The 16,253-nt window shown below is 63.3% G+C and carries 12 protein-coding genes and 2 pseudogenes; 5 read left to right on the top strand and 9 right to left on the bottom strand.

The genetic code is table 11. The features are described 5' to 3' along the window. From HLH25_RS14415 to HLH25_RS14405, 3 genes and pseudogenes are all read left to right on the top strand, one after another. Positions 1-183, top strand: a pseudogene (locus HLH25_RS14415) (hypothetical protein); the annotation flags it as partial. Positions 184-284: 101 nt separating this feature from the next. Then, positions 285-680 carry a M20/M25/M40 family metallo-hydrolase gene (locus HLH25_RS14410; RefSeq protein ID WP_182974722.1) on the top strand — a complete coding sequence of 132 codons (396 nt, stop codon included), beginning with the start codon at positions 285-287 and terminating at the stop codon, positions 678-680. Positions 681-711: 31 nt separating this feature from the next. Continuing rightward, positions 712-2,061, top strand: a complete 1,350-nt coding sequence (locus tag HLH25_RS14405; RefSeq protein ID WP_182974721.1) for an aspartate aminotransferase family protein — start codon at positions 712-714, stop codon at positions 2,059-2,061. Positions 2,062-2,120: 59 nt separating this feature from the next. Here the strand turns inward: HLH25_RS14405 and der are convergent, their stop codons facing one another. The 5 genes from der to HLH25_RS14380 form a co-directional block, all read right to left on the bottom strand. Beyond that, the gene (gene der / locus HLH25_RS14400) at positions 2,121-3,536 is read right to left on the bottom strand and encodes a ribosome biogenesis GTPase Der (protein WP_182974720.1); all 1,416 of its coding nucleotides are present in this window, start codon (positions 3,534-3,536) and stop codon (positions 2,121-2,123) included. 145 nt (positions 3,537-3,681) lie between these two features. Then, positions 3,682-5,052 carry an outer membrane protein assembly factor BamB family protein gene (locus HLH25_RS14395; RefSeq protein WP_182974719.1) on the bottom strand — a complete coding sequence of 457 codons (1,371 nt, stop codon included), beginning with the start codon at positions 5,050-5,052 and terminating at the stop codon, positions 3,682-3,684. Positions 5,053-5,212: 160 nt separating this feature from the next. Beyond that, positions 5,213-5,902, bottom strand: a complete 690-nt coding sequence (locus tag HLH25_RS14390) for a tetratricopeptide repeat protein (protein WP_182974718.1) — start codon at positions 5,900-5,902, stop codon at positions 5,213-5,215. 142 nt (positions 5,903-6,044) lie between these two features. Further along, the gene (locus HLH25_RS14385; protein ID WP_182974733.1) at positions 6,045-6,437 is read right to left on the bottom strand and encodes a hypothetical protein; all 393 of its coding nucleotides are present in this window, start codon (positions 6,435-6,437) and stop codon (positions 6,045-6,047) included. 92 nt (positions 6,438-6,529) lie between these two features. Beyond that, entirely contained in the window at positions 6,530-7,849 is a 1,320-nt protein-coding gene (locus HLH25_RS14380) for a dihydroorotase (RefSeq protein WP_182974717.1), read from the bottom strand. 179 nt (positions 7,850-8,028) lie between these two features. On the opposite strand from HLH25_RS14380, the gene HLH25_RS14375 reads away from it, so the two are divergent. Next, positions 8,029-8,781 carry an MgtC/SapB family protein gene (locus HLH25_RS14375; protein WP_246402424.1) on the top strand — a complete coding sequence of 251 codons (753 nt, stop codon included), beginning with the start codon at positions 8,029-8,031 and terminating at the stop codon, positions 8,779-8,781. A 142-nt stretch (positions 8,782-8,923) separates the two neighbouring features. After that, entirely contained in the window at positions 8,924-9,847 is a 924-nt protein-coding gene (locus HLH25_RS14370; protein ID WP_182974715.1) for a LysR family transcriptional regulator, read from the top strand. On the opposite strand, the gene HLH25_RS14365 is transcribed toward HLH25_RS14370, so the two are convergent. From HLH25_RS14365 to HLH25_RS14350, 4 genes and pseudogenes are all read right to left on the bottom strand, one after another. Next, complete coding sequence (locus HLH25_RS14365; RefSeq protein ID WP_182974714.1) at positions 9,829-11,601, bottom strand: gamma-glutamyltransferase family protein; 1,773 nt, start codon at positions 11,599-11,601, stop codon at positions 9,829-9,831. The genes HLH25_RS14370 and HLH25_RS14365 overlap by 19 nt on opposite strands. Next, the gene (locus tag HLH25_RS14360) at positions 11,598-12,887 is read right to left on the bottom strand and encodes an MFS transporter (RefSeq protein WP_182974713.1); all 1,290 of its coding nucleotides are present in this window, start codon (positions 12,885-12,887) and stop codon (positions 11,598-11,600) included. The genes HLH25_RS14365 and HLH25_RS14360 overlap by 4 nt, the downstream gene beginning before the upstream one ends. Before the next feature lie 11 nt (positions 12,888-12,898). Further along, positions 12,899-15,247 carry a TonB-dependent receptor gene (locus HLH25_RS14355; protein WP_246402414.1) on the bottom strand — a complete coding sequence of 783 codons (2,349 nt, stop codon included), beginning with the start codon at positions 15,245-15,247 and terminating at the stop codon, positions 12,899-12,901. Between the two features lie 262 nt (positions 15,248-15,509). Then, positions 15,510-16,206: pseudogene (locus tag HLH25_RS14350) on the bottom strand (transposase); the annotation flags it as partial. Positions 16,207-16,253: the final 47 nt, after the last annotated feature.

Here is a 16,253-nt window from a genome sequence, read left to right as displayed (position 1 = left end):
CTCCAGAACGTCAATGCCTATGACAGTAGGCTCAAGGACTGGATGCGCCGCTTCAGAGGCGTCGCTACAAAATATCTCGCAACCTATCTCGGATGGCGCCGCATGATCGAGGCGCTCCAAAACGCCCTCGCTCCCCCTTCTATCCTTATCGCTTGCACCCAGCCAGCCTGCCTCAACACCTAACGACAACAGAGCCTTCGGAAAGCTGCACCTATTCCGTCGGCGTCATCCAGGGCGGCGAGTGGGCAAACTGCGTCGCCACCACCTGCGACGCCCGGATATTGATGAGCGGTGCCCGGACGGAAGAAGAGCGTCAGGCCGGCATCGCGCGCCTTCTGGCGCTCCAGCCGTCCTCGCCGGACGTGGCGCTCACCATCACACCCACCGTCATGCGCCCCCTCTGGACGCCGGGAGAAGGCTGCCGCCAACTGGTCGCACACGCCCAGGCAATCTGCGACGCGCTCGGCCTCGCAACCGCCGCCGAGAGCGGATTCGGCGGATCGGACGGCAATTTCACGGGCGCGATGGGCATTCCCACGCTCGACGGGCTGGGTGTCCTCGGCAGCGGCATCCACACGCTCGACGAGCATCTCCTGGTCGGCAGCCTGCTGCCGCGCGCCAGACTTCTCGCCGGCCTGCTCCTGCAACTCGCCGTGCAACCGGACGCCGCGCAATCCTGACCGCCAGACCGACCGACGGAAGAACCTCACGATGAACGACCGCACAAACACATTCGACTGCGAACAGACACTCGCCAACGGCACCTACTGGATGCCCTTCACCGCGAACAGGCGGGTCCGCGCGAACCCCGCCGGACGCATCATCGCGTCTGCGGCCGGGCCATATTACCATACCCAGGATGGTCATGCCCTGTTCGACACGCTGTCGGGCCTGTGGTGCACGCCGCTGGGCCACGCCCACCCCGGAATCGTCGAAGCCCTGAAGCGGCAGGCCGAAACGCTCGATTACTGCACGGCTTTCCAGATGACCAACCCGGTCACGGTGCGGCTCGCCGAACGCATTGCCAACCTCGCCCCCGATGGGCTCAATCACGTCTTCTTCGCCAATTCAGGCTCGGAATCGGTCGATACCGCGCTCAAGATCGCACTGGGCTACCACCGCCTGCGCGACGCAGGCGGCCGTTTCCGCATGATCGGGCGCGAACGCGGCTATCATGGCGTGGGGTTCGGCGGCATGTCGGTCGGCGGCATCGTACCCAACCGCAGGATGTTCGCCACCGCGATGCTCAACGGCGTCGACCATCTGCGCCACACCCACGATCCGGCGCACATGGCCTTCTCGAAGGGCCAGCCGACATGGGGCATGGAACGCGCCGAGGACCTCGAACGCCTGGTCGCCCTGCACGACGCCTCGACCATCGCCGCCGTAATCGTCGAACCCGTCCAGGGCTCGACCGGGGTGCTGGTTCCTCCGGTGGGCTATCTGGAACGCCTGCGGCAGATCTGTACCCGTCACGGCATCCTGCTGATCTTCGATGAAGTCATCACCGGCTTCGGGCGACTGGGCGAGAATTTCGCCGCCCAGCGCTTCAACGTCAAACCGGACATGATCACCTTCGCCAAGGCGGTGACCAACGGCGTGGTCCCGATGGGCGGCGTCATCGTCACCGACGCGATCTACGAAACCTTCATGACCGGCCCGGAAAACGCCATCGAGTTCGCTCACGGCTATACCTATTCCGGCCATCCGCTGGCGGCGGCGGTCGGCCACGCGGTGCTGGACGCGATGGAGCAGGATTCCCTCATCGCCAGGGTCCGCAGCCTGGAGCCGGTGCTGGAAGACGCCATCCACACGCTCGACGGTCGGCCGGGCGTCGCCGACGTGCGCAATATCGGCCTGACGGCGGCGATCGACCTCGTACCGGCACCCGACGCACCCGGCGCCCGCGGCACGGCCCTGTTCGAACAGGGCCTGAAACACGGACTTCTGCTGCGCTGCACCGGCGACACGGTATCGTTCGGGCCGCCCTTCATCTCCACGCCGCAGCAACTGCGCGACATGGTGGGCACCGTCAGGCAGATTATCGACACCCTCGCCTGACCCGCGCGGCGAGGTCACGCCAAAGCCCCCGCTCAGCAGGGCGGGGGAAACCCGCGCGGTCAGGCGCCCCCTTCGGCGTACGGGTTGCGCGTCCCGCGCAGCAACAGCCGGATCGGCGTGCCGGGCAGGTCGAATGCCTCACGCAGGCCGTTCACCAGATAGCGCTGGTAATCCTCGGGCAGCAGTTCGGCACGGGTGCCGAACAGGATGAAGGTCGGCGGCCGGGCCTTCGCCTGCGTCATGTAGCGCAGCTTCAGCCGGCGCCCGCTCACCAGCGGCGGGCTGTGCCGCTCCAGCATCATCTCGAACCAGCGGTTCAGCGCGCCGGTGGGAATGCGCTTGTTCCACACCTCATGCGCCCGCCGCACCACCGGCAGCAACTTGTGCACATTGGCCCCCGTCAGCGCCGAGAACGACACCACCGGAATCCCGCGCATCTGCGCCAGCGAGGTCTCGATCCGGTCCGAAATCGCCTGCCTGGTGGCAATCCGGTCTTCCACCGCATCCCACTTGTTCAGCGCCAGCACGCAGCAGCGCCCTTCGCGCTCGATCAGGCGCGCGATCTGAAGGTCCTGCTCATGCACCCCCAGCGTGGCATCCAGCGCCAGCACCACCACTTCGGCCATCTTCAGCGCCTCGATGGTGGCGGAGGTGGACATCTTCTCCAGCCCGTCCTCCACCCGCGCCCGGCGCCGCAGCCCGGCGGTATCGACAAGCTGGATCGGCCCCTGCTCGTCATGCAGCAGCACGGTGACGGAATCGCGGGTCAGGCCGGGCTCCGGCCCGGTGATCATCCGTTCCTCGCCCAGCAGGCGGTTCAGCAGGGTCGATTTGCCGGCATTGGGCCGGCCGACGATCGCCAGCCGCAGCGGGCCGGGCGGCCGCTCGTCCAGTTCCTCGCCGTCCTCGCCATAGGCCACGGGCTCCACCGGCTCCGGCGGCACCTCGGGCGGCATGCGGTCCGCGATCTCGCCCATCAGTTCCGACAGGCCCTCGCCATGCTCGGCGGAAATCGCCAGCGGCGTTCCCAGCCCCAGCGCGAACGCCTCCATCGCGGCAGCCGCACCCTGGCGCCCCTCGGCCTTGTTCGCCACCAGCAGCACCGGCCGCCCCTGGCGGCGGATCCAGGCGGCGAAATGCTCGTCCGCCGGCGTAATGCCCGCGCGCGCATCGATGCAGAACAGCACCAGATCCGCCTGCGCCACCGCCGCTTCCGACGAAGCGCGCATCCGCCCGTACAGCGTATCGGGCGCGGCCTCCTCCAGCCCGGCGGTATCGATCAGCCGCACCCGCCGCCCGCGCACGGTGGCCTCGGCTTCCTTGCGGTCGCGGGTCACGCCCGGCGTGTCGGCGACAAGCGCCTGCCGCCGCCCCACGAGGCGGTTGAACAGGGTGGACTTGCCGACATTCGGACGCCCGGCGATCGCGACGATCGGCAGGTCATCCCCGGTCGGAACGGAAGGAAGCTTGGCCAAGATATGAAACTGTCCCTGGAGCAACGATGCGTTCGCCCATGCTGGCGCATCCCGCTCTCTCTTTACATCGTTTCAGAGCCCGATTCACGCCTCGGATCGCAGCGACCCAAGGCGATCAGACTCCGTTGCAGCGTCGGCCACAGCGTCAGCTATAGGCGTTCAGCTTGCCGTCATCGGTCACGATCAGCAGCCGGCCATCCACCACGATCGGTGCCACCGTGGCAACCCCCGGCAGCTTGCCGATCGTCAGCAGCGCCCCGGTCGCGGGGTCGACCGTCGCATAACCGGTCTCGGGTATGGTGCTGATGCACACCAGCTTGCCCCCGGCCATGATCGGCCCGGTCCAGGTCACGCCATCCTTCTGCGCCTCGACCCGACGATAGCGCCGCAACTGGGTGATCCAGCGCACATGGCCGTTCACCCGATCGAGGCAGGCAAGCTGCTGGTCCAGGGAAATGACATAGACCCAGTTATCGATCACCAGCATCGTGTCCTGCCCGGCCACGGTGCGTTCCCACAGCCGGCGGCCCGACCGCAGATCGACCGCCACCATCACCGACCCGGCGCTGATGGCATAGACCGTGTTGTCCACAATCACCGGCATCCCGCGCACGCAGGAGAAATCGACCGTCGATTCCTGGCCATTGGTGCTGCCCAGCGTGTCGCTCCACACCACCTCGCCACTCGCCACCCGCAGCGCGACCAGATCGCCCGAGCCGAACCCGGCCACCACCACATCCCCCACCACGGCGGGCGCGGGCTGGCCGAAGATCACGGTCACGGCCTCGGTGGCGGTATAGGTCCACAGCACCTTCCCCGTCGCCGCGTCCAGCGCCATCAGGCGCTCGTCGATCGTGCCGAAAAACAGCCGGCCATCCACCACCGTCGGCGCCGAGCGACCCGGCGTGTCGATATCGACCCGCCATTTCACCGTGCCGGTCGCGGCCTCGACCGCCAGCACCTGCCCTACGCCATCGACGATATAGAGCGTGTCGCCGACAATGCTGATCCCGCCGCCGAGATTGCTGGAGCGCATCTTCTTCGGCTTGGGCGTAAACTGCCAGATCTGGCGCATGCGCGGCCATTCGAAGGCCCGGATCACCCCCTGCGCGTCAGCGACAAAGATCCGCCCGTTCGAGACGACCGGCGTCGCCGGCAACACGCCGCGCCCGCTATCGCCCAACGCCGCGTACGAAAGCAGTTCGGGTTCCGACACCCCGGCCCCGATGCCGTGCGACCACTCGCGCCGCATCTGGCCGCTCCAGGCCATGTTCACCCCGTCATGCGAGGGCACGCGCCCCGGCTGCAACCATTCGCTGATCGTGGTCTGGGCAGGCAGCGCGATCGGCGTCTTGTCTTCAGGATCGACCATCAGGCCGGCACCCGTCGTCAGAACATCGACGCGCTTGCCCGCCATCAGTGGCTTGTCGTCATCATCGAACAGGCTGCATCCGGCCAGGACCGGCACCATCGCGCCACCAAGAAGCGCATGCCGGCGGGTCAGAACTTTGTTCATGTAAATCCTGCGCTACGAAAGGAAAACGGGGCCATTTCGGTCTCGGTACGCCCGACGGCATGAAAACACTGTCCGCGCGACACCGCCAGTAGAGAGACCGCCAGCAGAGAGAGCGACCGGAGAAGACGCATCCCCGCGCCCCACCCCGGCCGGATACGGTCTAGGAGGGCGCGGCATTCAGCGTCTGGAGCATGCCGCCGGCCCGGCTGCGCAGGCCCTCCGGCACGTCGATCTGCGTCGTGATCTGGCTCAGCTTCCGCCGCGCATCGGCCACACGCCCCTGCCGCAGGTCCAGCATCGCCTCGCTTTCCTGCGCCAGTCCGCGCCAGGGCTTGCCCGCACCGTCCAGCGTGGCGAGGCGCGAGCGCAGCACCGCCGGGTCCCCGTCGTCGATCTGGTGCTGCACCCACAGCAGGCTCGCCAGCCCGCGCAGCAACGGGTCGGCCGCCTGATCGTCGGACACCTGCGTCCACAGCGCCAGCGCGCCCTTGGTATCGCCGCTGGAGGCCAGCAGCGCCGCGCGTTCCAGCCGCGACAGCGTGCGCAATCCGGAAGGCACGTTATCCAGCGTCGCCAGACGCGCCATCGCATCCTTCTGCTGGGGCGTCAGCGCACTGGTCTCACCAGGGGCGATATGGCTGGTATCGGCCAGATGCAGCGCCGCGAAATAGGTCGCACCCCATGCCTGGGCATCCTGCCGGCCACGCCAGGCATGGTACTGCCAGCCCCCCACACCGGCGGCAGCCACCACCGCCACGGCCACTGCCGCGCCGACATAGCGCCGGGCCATCAGCCGCAGACGCTCCATGCGCATGTCGTCGTCGACTTCCCTGAAGATGTCGTCAGCCACGTCTCAACCGCTCTCCGCATCCAGCCCAAACGGACCATGGCCCGTCATTCCAAGCGCGGACCATAGCGGTCCCGGCGCACGCGGGCAACAAACCCGCGTGCAACGGGCCGCCCCGGTTCAGGCGCGCGGCCGGCGCGCTCGTTCAGGGGTGCGAAAAGCGCGCGGCCCCGGCCTTCAGGTCGGCCGTCAGCTTCGCGAAATGCCCGGCGATCCGCTGCTGCACGGCCACGCTGGTCTGATGGACCTGCCCGATCCGCGCCTTGGCCTCGGCGCTGATCGCGCTCTCGTCGCGCGCGGCGGCGGAACTGACGCAGGCGTTATAGGTCCGCGCGGCCTTTTCATACGCCGTCACGGCATCCACGCTGGCATTGTATTTCGCCACGGAACTGGAATCGACGGCAGGCGCCACCGGCTCCTTCCCGCAGGCCGGCGCGGACCACGCGGCATCCGCCGCACGCGCCACGGAAGGGCCGCCCGCCACGGCCACGGTCAGACACAGGGCAGCGGCACAACCCGACAACCGGGCCGATATCATAGCACGCAAGACACATCCTTCTCGACTACGGTCCCGCCGTCACGATGACGGAAATCGCGGACGGTGCCGCCTATGCCGACAAGATGTCAAAATCAGGGCGCAAAGCACGCCAGCCGGCCCACAGGCGCGCCCAGGATCGTATCCTCGCGCATCACCGCCTGCCCGCGCACGATCGTCGCCATCGGCCAGCCCGTCACCGCCATGCCGTCGAACGGCGTCCAGCCGGCCGGGGTGGCGATCCAGTCATTGGCGATCCGCCGCTTCGCCGCCATATCGACCAGCGTGAAATCGGCATCATACCCCATGGCGATCCGCCCCTTGGCCTGCAGGCCGTAAACCCGCGCCGGCCCGGCCGCCATCAGGTCCACCATCCGGCCCAGCGACAGCCGGCCGGCATTCACATGGTCCAGCATCACCGGCACCAGGGTCTGCACACCCGTCAGCCCGGCCGGGGTGGCGGGCCAGGGCTTCGCCTTCGCTTCCAGGGAATGCGGCGCGTGGTCCGAGCCGATCGTGTCCACCATGCCGCTCCGCACCGCTTCCCACGAGGCTTCGTAATGCCGCCGGTCGCGGATCGGCGGATTCATCACCGCCAGCGCCCCCAGCGTCTCGTAACAGTCCGGCGCCACCTGGGTCAGATGGTTCACCAGCACCTCGACGGTGGCGATATCCCGATGCTCCGCCAGCCAGTCCAGTTCCTCCGCGGTCGAAGTGTGCAGGATATGCACCGGCCGCCGCGCGCGCCGCGCCAGCCCCACGATGCGCCGCGTACCCAGAAAGGCGCATTCCTCGTCGCGCCAGAACGGATGGCTCTCGTAAGACATCCCCTCGGTCAGCAGTTTCCTGCGCGCCTGAAGGCGATATTCATCCTCGGAATGAAAGGCCACACGCCGATGCCCGTGCTCCAGCACCTGGCGAATGCCCTCGTCATCCTCGATCATCAGGTCGCCGGTCGAAGACCCGGCGAAGACCTTGACCGCGCACACACCGTCAAACTGTTCATACTCGCCCAGACGCGGCGTGTTCCCGCGCGTGGCGCCGACATACATCGCAAAATCGACCCAGCTTTCGCGCGAAGCATATTCCTGCTTCCAGCGCAGCATATCCCCGTCGATGATCGAGGGCGCGGTATTGGGCATGTCGAACACAGTGGTCACGCCCCCCAGCGCCGCCGCCCGCGTGCCGGTCGGAATGCTCTCCACCGCCGCATTGCCCGGATCGCGCAGATGCACATGCGGGTCGATCAGCCCCGGCAGCACATGCAGCCCCGCGGCGTCGATCACCTCGTCCGCCTCGTCCGCCATGCTGACCGACAGGCTGGCGATCCGCCCCGCACGCACGCCGATATCGGTCCGCGCCTCGCCCCAGGGCAGCACGCAAATCCCATTGCGGATGATCAGATCGTAATGCATCGGTCCCTCGCAGCCAGTCGCCTCCCCGCGAGGTACTCCCATCATCCTGCCCCGGCAAGACCGCACGACGATCTCCCGCCCCGCACCAGACACGGGATTTCCCCGAAATCGCCTCGCCGGGGAATTTCATGCCCATCCTCCGCGTTCTCACCAGCGGCAATGCAGGCAGGGAGGGTCCCATGAATGCACTCTACGGCCAGGGCTGGCTCCAGCTCGGCGAACTGGCCCTCGCCTTCATCCTGTCGGCCCTGATCGGCATCGAGCGCGAAATCCGGCAGAAAAGTGCCGGCGTGCGCACCTACACGCTGGTCGGCGTCGCCGCCGCGCTGTTCATGCTGGTGTCCAAATACGGCTTCGACGACGTGCTGCGCCCGCAGGCCGTCGTCGTCGACCCGTCGCGCATCGCGGCCCAGATCGTCTCCGGCATCGGCTTCATCGGCGGCGGCGTCATCTTCATGCGCCGCGATGTCGTGCGCGGCCTCACCACGGCGGCGTCGGTGTGGCTCACAGCCGCGCTAGGCATGGCCTGCGGCGCGGGCATGCCACTCCTCGCAATCGCCACCACCATCGGCCATTTCGTCATCATGTTCGGCTTCCCGAAGATCATCAGCCGCCTCCGGATCAACCGAAAGAACGACACGATCCTGCGCCTGGTCTACGAAGATGGACGCGGCCTCCTGCGTACGATTTTGCTGCGTTGCACCCAGTGCCGCTTCACGATCGAACAGGTGCGGGTAAGCAGTCACCTTTCTAACGACGAAGAGCCACTCACGCGCGACGGCAGCCCCGTCGTACCCATTTTCCACTCCCCAACCGTAACCCTGTTCATGCGCGTGAGGGGCAAGCGCCCGATAACGCATCTCGTCGAGAGGTTAAGCGAAATCGACGGCGTACGAATGGTCGAAACCAGCGAGGATGAGGGTCTCGAATAAAACACCGCCACGACGTGTCAGACGCTTCCTCGATACTGGCTGCTCCGCAGACGGATCAGCAATATGAAGTCCAGGGGCGAATGTGCTACGGGAACTGCCCCCTGACGACCGATACACCGGATACGCTGAAAGACGACTGCGCATGTCCCGCGACCACGACCTCGATCCTCAGTTGCTCCGGTCTTTTCTGGCCGTAGCGGACACGCTTCACTTCACTACGGCAGCGCATATGCGCGGGGTCAGCCAGTCGACGATCAGTCAGCATATCAACAGATTGGAAAAGATACTCGGCCGCTCCCTGCTGGAGCGCAACACAAAGGACACGCGGCTGACGGAGGACGGGCAGATGCTCGTTCCGCATGCCAAGCAGATTCTTGCGGCATGCGAGGCCGCGTTCGACGAATTCGAACCCGATTTCCTCTCGGGCCATATCCGTTTCGGCGTCTCGGACGATCTTGTCCTGTCCCACCTGCCCGAAGTCCTACGCGAATTCCGCACCATGTACCCGAGCGTGCACGTCTCCCTGGTCGTCGGGCTGAGTTCGGAACTCAACAACCGCCTGCAGTCGGGGGAACTGGATGTCGCCTGCACAAAACGCTTCCTGCCGTCGAGCGAAGTATTCGAAGGCGAATGCGTATTGTGGCGCGAACGGCTGCGCTGGCTCGGCGCCAGAGGGTTCGACCTGCAAGCGGGCATGCCCGTACCGCTGGTGGCATATGAAAAAGAGAGCCTGAATCGCCGCCGGACGATCGAGGCCCTGAACCAGGCAGGTCTCGCGTGGCAACTCTCATTCGTCAGTGACCATCTGAGCGCGCTGATCGCGGGCGTCCGGGCTGGCTACGGGGTCTTCATGCAGTCCGCGCTGCTGATCGACGACAGCATCGTCCCCGTGGAAGCCTCCGAACTGCCTCCGCTGCCAGAACTGGAATTTCTTCTGGTGCCGGGACGCTCGACACGGGCGGTCAGAGCCCTGATGCGCACATTGATGGAAAACGTCTCACGCGTCGCGCCGCAAGGAGGCGAGATCCCTGCGGCGCTTGCGACACCTCAACGGGCAACCGCATAGCCCTGCATACCGCGCGGATTGGCCCCTGCGTAAAGCCTGCCATCCGCCTCACGACGAACCGCGGAGAGTCGACCTTCGCTCCAGTCGCCACCGACCACGACATCATGTCCACGGCCCCGAAGATCGTCCACGACATTCGCACCGAAGCGACCTTCGACAACAAGCCGTCCGGGATGCGCGACATGCGGCCAGAAACTGCCGGGCCAGTGCTCGCTATGAAAGCTCGGGGCATCGATCGCCTCCTGAATGTTCATGCCGAAACGGGTCATGCGCATGTAAAAGATGAACGACCACTGATCCTGCTGGTCGCCACCCGGCGTGCCAAAAGCCATCCATGGTTTTCCATCCTTGAGCACGAAGCTGGGGGTCAGGGTGGTCCGGGGGCGTTTACCCGGCATGAGGACATTTGAATGTCCCAACCGTAGCGAAAACATCTGGGCACGAGAGCCAAGGCCAAAACCGAGTTCCGGGATCACGGGCGCGGACTGGAGCCACCCGCCCGACGGCGTGGCACTCACCATGTTGCCCTGGGCATCCACGACATCGATATGACAGGTATCCCCCTTCGCGACCCCCATATTGGAGACGGTCGGCTCACCGACACCGCTTGCATTGCCACCATCCAACTGCGTAACAGGCCAGAATCCGAACTCCGGCGTCCTGCCTTCCGGGTGTCCCGGACGCAGTTCGAGCGAAGCCCGATCTCCGATCAGCCCCCGTCTCACAGTATTGTAGCCATCGGAAAGCAGCGTTACGAGCGGGACATCGGGACTGTCGCCATAAAAGGCCTCGCGGTCGGCATAGGCCAGTTTGGCGCATTCGGTAACGGTGTGGAGAAAATCGGCGCCACAAGGATCCATGCCCGTGACATCGAAGCCCTGCATCAGCGCAAGCTGCTGAAGAAACACCGGCCCCTGGCTCCATGCACCGCATTTCAGAACGGTATACCGACCATCTCGCAATGAAACCGGTTCCTCAACAGTAGCCCGCCACGAGGCGAGGTCCGCCGAGGTCAGAAACCCCACATGCGCCGTTCCGCTGCTGTCCATCATCGGAATCCGGCAGAAACGGTCGATAGCCTCCGCGACGAAGCCATTATACCAGGCATGCCGGACGGCATCGATGCGATCCTCACGCGTCGCGCCGGTTGCGGCACTCTTCAGACGTTCGAAAGTCTCCGCCAGCACCGGACGGCATAGAAGCGAACCCACGGCCGGAACATCGCCGTCAGGCATGAACGTCTTCGCATTCTCAGGCCAGTGTTCCCGAAAAAGACTCTCCACGCTGGCGATGGTCGCAACCATCTGCGGCATGACGGGCACCCCCCGCACGGCGTAGAAGATCGCATATTCAATAACGTCCACGAAATCCCAGGAGCCGAACTCACGCAACATCAGGCACCAGGCATCGAAGGCGCCGGGAACGACGGCGGCCAGATGCCCGGTTCCCGGAATCTCGTCCAGACCAAGAGCATGATAGGCGTCGATGGTCGCGCCAGCAGGAGCAACGCCCTGCCCGCAGATCACATGCTGCCGGCCGGTTTCGGCATGACTGACGATGATAGGAGCATCTCCGGCCGGCCCGTTCAGATGCGGTTCCGCGACCCACAAGGCAAATCCGGCGGCGACGGCAGCGTCGAATGCATTCCCCCCTCGTTCCAGCACAGCCTGCCCGACGCTGCTGGCGAGCCAGTGCGTGCTGGCAACGGCACCAAAGGTGCCAGAGAGTTCAGGGCGTGTCAGGAAAGACGTCATACTGCTCTTTCTTTCTTCTTGCTTGCAACATGCATGTTCGCAGTCCGCTGTGCGGATACGAGGATCATGGCGGACAGGACGCAGACGGCTATCACATATCCGATCCATGACAGTCGGCTGCCCGTCAGGCCGATGATCCACGCAAAGACCAGTTGCGCGGTGGACCCGAACAGGGTGACACCGATCGAGTAGGACAGACCGATGCCGAAGGCCCGCTGCTCCTTCGGAAATAGCGAAGCCAGGAACGCCATGCCCGCACCGCCTGATACGGCATTGCCGATCATGAGAATGGCACACGCAAGGGTGAGACTGCCCAGAGAGGGCGCCTGAAGCATGAGCCAGAAGACGGGAAAATAAATCGCCGCATTGATCAGTCTGGAAATGACGATCACCCGGCGCGCACCATACCTGTCGGCCAGCAGACCACCGGCGAGCGAACCCGCAAACCCGACGACGCCATTGCTGATATTGATCAGCAATGCCTTGCGAATTGGCATATGCAACGTATGGACCGCATATGTAACGACGAACTGAAAGAAATATTGCTGGATGGTGCTTCCAGCCTCATAGACGATTCCGATGGGCAGGCGCCTGACCGCATGGCCGTGAAACCGCCGCAGGAAATCGGCAAAAGACAAGCGTTCGTCATCGGACGGAACGGCCTCTTCCAGTGTTTTCCTGAGATAGATCCCGACCGGAGCGATCAGCATTCCAAAGACGAACGGCAACCGCCACGCCCACGCGCGAATCGTATGCTCATCGAAACATAGAAAAAGAACCAACCCCAGAAGTCCGGAAATCAACGCGCCTATATGTTGCCCCGTAGTCTGCCAGCTTCCGGCAAGGCCCATCCGCTCTTCCGGGGCGTTTTCCACAAGGATGGACGTCGCCGCGCCGAGTTCCCCGCCTGCAGCGAATCCCTGCAACAGCCGCGCGACGACAAGGGCGAATGGCGCGACAATGCCGATCGTGGCATAACCGGGCAGGAAGGCGATGATCGCACTGCCCGCCGCCATGACCCAGACAGTCAGTGTCATAGCCGCACGGCGACCGTGCCGGTCCGCGTAGGCGCCAATGATAAATGCCCCGAGCGGGCGGACAAAAAAGCCGATGCCAAAGGTGGCAAGCGTCAGCAGCAGCGCGGTATCGCTGTGCCCGGCGGGGAAGAAGGTGTGCGAAATAATGGTCGCGAACGTGGCATAGGCCGTAAAGTCAAACAATTCAAACGCGTTTCCGACGGCGGCACCAACGATGTTCCTTCGGGACGATGCGGGTGTCGGGCTCATGTGTTCGACCTTCAATATGCCAGAGACATGCGGCCGCCAATGAAGCGGGGAGGTCCAGGGATATAGAAATACGTGGTGGAGGCATTCCCGGCCGTTTCGGCATAATGCCGGTTCAGGATATTGCTCGCATAGGCCGTGACGGACCATGGACCATTTTTGGGCCGGAACGTCAGATGCGCGCCGAGCAGAAAATAGGTCGGTAGACGGTAAACCCCGACACCACCAGGCGTGATCGCCTGACTGTCACGGTACATCCAGTCCACGCCGCCTTCGACATTGTAGCGGGTAAAGACATCGCTACGATAATCGGCTTCCCCGTTCAGGGTCAGTTTGGGAATGCCGGAATCGACACCAGCGAAACTATCGTAGAAACCCTGCCAGATTCCTGTCTTCGCGAAGTAGGCATTGGTCTTCCCACGATCGATATTGTTGAAGACCTGATAGGTACCGCGTTCCCATCCAAGATTCTGCGTCAGGAAAACATGCGGAAGCGGATGCGCCTCAATGGTTGTCTCAAAGCCCCAGATTTCCGATTTCGGCGCGTTGACGATCTGCGACAGCGGCCCGTAATTCGGCACCAGGAAGGTACCGACGACCTGCTGTCCATGATAATCGTCATAGAAGGCGGCTGCATTCAGGCGCAGACGGTTGGGAATGAGGTCGCTCTTGAATCCAGCTTCGAACGCCAGAACGGTTTCAGGTTCAAACGGGGCGAGCTGCGCCTGCGATACGGTATTATTGGCCGTAAAGCCACCAGGTTTGAAGCCCTTGCTGGCTTTGAAATAGAGCAGAGTTCCCTTCGTGGCCTGCCACTGCACGCCCAGAACGCCCGATACCTGTGCAGAGAGAGTCGATTCGTTATTGAACTGCTTGTCGTTGATACCGAAATGCACGGTACTGAGGCCAATCAGCGCGCGCTGATCCAGCGTGTGGTGCAGCCCCCCGAACAGCGTGACATTGTACGGCAGCCTGTAGCTGATATGCCCGTATTCCGAAATGCTCTGCTGAGTGGAACGGAATGCGGTCTCGCTCAGATAACCGCGCTGGGGCAGATAGTCCGTAAAATCGAAATAGTAGTTCTGCAACATGCGCGTACGGTTATAGAACGCTCCGACATCCCATTGCAGACGGTCACTGGCGCTTGAATTATGAAGCCGCACCTCCTGCGAGAACACGTTGGCGACGATATTACGATAGGTGTCGCCGGTCGAAAGCGCCGTCGCATCCTGATCCGTAAACTCGCCGACACGCTCCGTCTCATAGGCGCTGATGGCCGAAAGCGTCACCTTTCCGAAATCATGACTCATATTAAGGTCGGCACCCCAGAGCGTGTTGTGTTCGCTGGGCATAAGGCTGGCCGATCGCCCGATCTTCTGGGCGAATTGCGGACGCAGGCTCCATTCGGCCTGCTGATATCCAAGTTGCGGAATGGGCTGGGAGGCAACGAAACCCAGCACAGGGCGCCCCGTCACCACCTGGTCATCATCCTGCATCCAGTGGCCGGTAAGTTTGATGGTGGTGTGCGCGTCCGGGGTCCATTTGATCTTGGCGCGCAGCGCGCCGTCATTGGCATTGCCCAGATGCGTATGGTTCTGCGGATCGTACTGCCAGCCGCCCCCATGAACGGTCTGGCCGGCAATACGAAAGGACAGGTTGCGGGCAATGGGACCGGAAATAAACAGATCGGTTCTCGATCGCGCGTAACTGGCGATATCCTCCGTCACGCCGCCATGCCAGTCGGACGTGGGATCATTGGTATGAAGGGAAACCTCGCCGCCCGTATCGGCCATGCCGTGGGTAAATCCGACCGGCCCCGGTGTGACATCGACATTGGAGAGGTCGAACATCTGTCCGCTCATCATGGTGCTGAGCGGAAACGCGACATCATCGATATAGGTCATCACCGAAGACATATTGTTCTGTGTAAAATCGTTGAAACCGATGCCACGGATGAAGAAGTTGGTGGTACCGGTTCCATTCATGCTCTGGATGGTGACATTCGGTGCAACACGCTGAAGCCCCTTGACGTCAAATACCCCTCTGTTGACAAGCGTGTCGGCCGAAATATGCGTGACGGAATCGGCCTCATGCTGGGCTTTTGAAAAACTGAAGGCTCGCCGTGCAGAGTTCACGGTAATCGCTTCCCCCGCATCACTGCCGTCCTCACCAGAAACCGCGTGCGGCACTCTCCGCATGGCACGCGGCGCGTGGCGGTGGCTGCCCTTTCCAGCATCGCGGGGAGTGCTCTGCGCATGCGCGCCGAATAGCGGAGCTCCAACAGTCAGCGTGATGCCGAGGGCCGACACCATCAGGTGCAGTTTGCGCGTTTGCACTGTGCGAGCAGTTTCATGACCGGCCATGCATCCCCACTATTCGATTATCCAATATCACTAAGGCGTCGTTATTCCGATAAGAGATAATATCCGGTTTTGCAATGAAATTTTTCAGCATTTTTTTTGCCAGGAAAAGCCAACAAATTGATTTCTAATGATATTAATTTTAGCTGGAGAGAAATCTGCTCACCCCTGCGTCCTGCCGTTTCTCCATCGGAGACGGCATCACGCCGACACCTGCTCCCCCACATGTCGAAACAGGCGTTGGCAGAGGCTTGGAGTACGAGTGGCTCTTCCTAAACATGGAGCGTGCGAAGGAGATGACATGGAGACTTGCGAGCGTTGAAGCGTAGCGTTCGTAATCTTCGACGAGTCTACGGTATCGTGTCGCCTCCACCGGCATTCCATCAATGTTGCCCGTGGGACCTTGGCCAGTTCCGCCCATGCAAAAGATCGTTCTACGCCCTATCGGCGCAACAGCAGCACAAAGCCGAGTTTGTCTTCCGTCAATTTGACGATTTCGAGGGCGCTGCCATAAGCCCGTGCTGCCTCGGCCGGCCTCTCGCCTCCGATTGCGGGGCGATCATCCCGGTTGGCTGGCGTGACGCGCAGTGCCAGCGGATGGCCAAACATCTCCACGGCCATATGCCGCTTCGAGCCCTTTTTGCGTTTGGCCCCATCATAGCCGGCGCGCGCTGCGCTCTCCGGTGTCGAACGCAAGGTTCGGCTGCCGAAGATGGCCCCGTAGGTCCGGCCTTGCGCAGCACAATCCGCTGGTCGGATGCCAGCATCTCGAAACAACCTGCCTCCATCCAACGACGAGACGGCTGATAGCCCGCCGACCAGGGCGGCAGATCGTTTGACATGGCGCGCCAGGCGATCCCGTAGCGGATCACGTAGCGCAGACCGTTGAACAGTTCGCGTAAATTACGGCGCCTCTGTCCCATTTTTTCACACATTAGAACAAGATAGGGGACAACAAACAGCTACTCTTCATTCAATACGTCAGAGGAACACAGTTTCCGAACTCGCA

The sequence above is a fragment of the Gluconacetobacter dulcium genome (genome assembly GCF_014174165.1).
GTDB classification, from domain to species: domain Bacteria; phylum Pseudomonadota; class Alphaproteobacteria; order Acetobacterales; family Acetobacteraceae; genus Gluconacetobacter; species Gluconacetobacter dulcium.
Note: the sequence above shows the minus strand (reverse complement) of the source record. Positions and strands in the feature narration are given on the sequence as shown.

What these genes read in the sequence shown, in the direction of transcription:
- HLH25_RS14360 (WP_182974713.1), bottom strand. Translation starts at nt 12,887, where the DNA reads ATGAGCCCGACACCCGCATCGTCCCGAAGGAACATCGTTGGTGCCGCC.
- HLH25_RS14385 (WP_182974733.1), bottom strand. Translation starts at nt 6,437, where the DNA reads ATGATATCGGCCCGGTTGTCGGGTTGTGCCGCTGCCCTGTGTCTGACC.
- HLH25_RS14370 (WP_182974715.1), top strand. Translation starts at nt 8,924, where the DNA reads ATGTCCCGCGACCACGACCTCGATCCTCAGTTGCTCCGGTCTTTTCTG.
- HLH25_RS14405 (WP_182974721.1), top strand. Translation starts at nt 712, where the DNA reads ATGAACGACCGCACAAACACATTCGACTGCGAACAGACACTCGCCAAC.
- HLH25_RS14410 (WP_182974722.1), top strand. Translation starts at nt 285, where the DNA reads ATGAGCGGTGCCCGGACGGAAGAAGAGCGTCAGGCCGGCATCGCGCGC.
- HLH25_RS14395 (WP_182974719.1), bottom strand. Translation starts at nt 5,052, where the DNA reads ATGAACAAAGTTCTGACCCGCCGGCATGCGCTTCTTGGTGGCGCGATG.
- HLH25_RS14355 (WP_246402414.1), bottom strand. Translation starts at nt 15,247, where the DNA reads ATGGCCGGTCATGAAACTGCTCGCACAGTGCAAACGCGCAAACTGCAC.
- HLH25_RS14365 (WP_182974714.1), bottom strand. Translation starts at nt 11,601, where the DNA reads ATGACGTCTTTCCTGACACGCCCTGAACTCTCTGGCACCTTTGGTGCC.
- HLH25_RS14375 (WP_246402424.1), top strand. Translation starts at nt 8,029, where the DNA reads ATGAATGCACTCTACGGCCAGGGCTGGCTCCAGCTCGGCGAACTGGCC.
- HLH25_RS14380 (WP_182974717.1), bottom strand. Translation starts at nt 7,849, where the DNA reads ATGCATTACGATCTGATCATCCGCAATGGGATTTGCGTGCTGCCCTGG.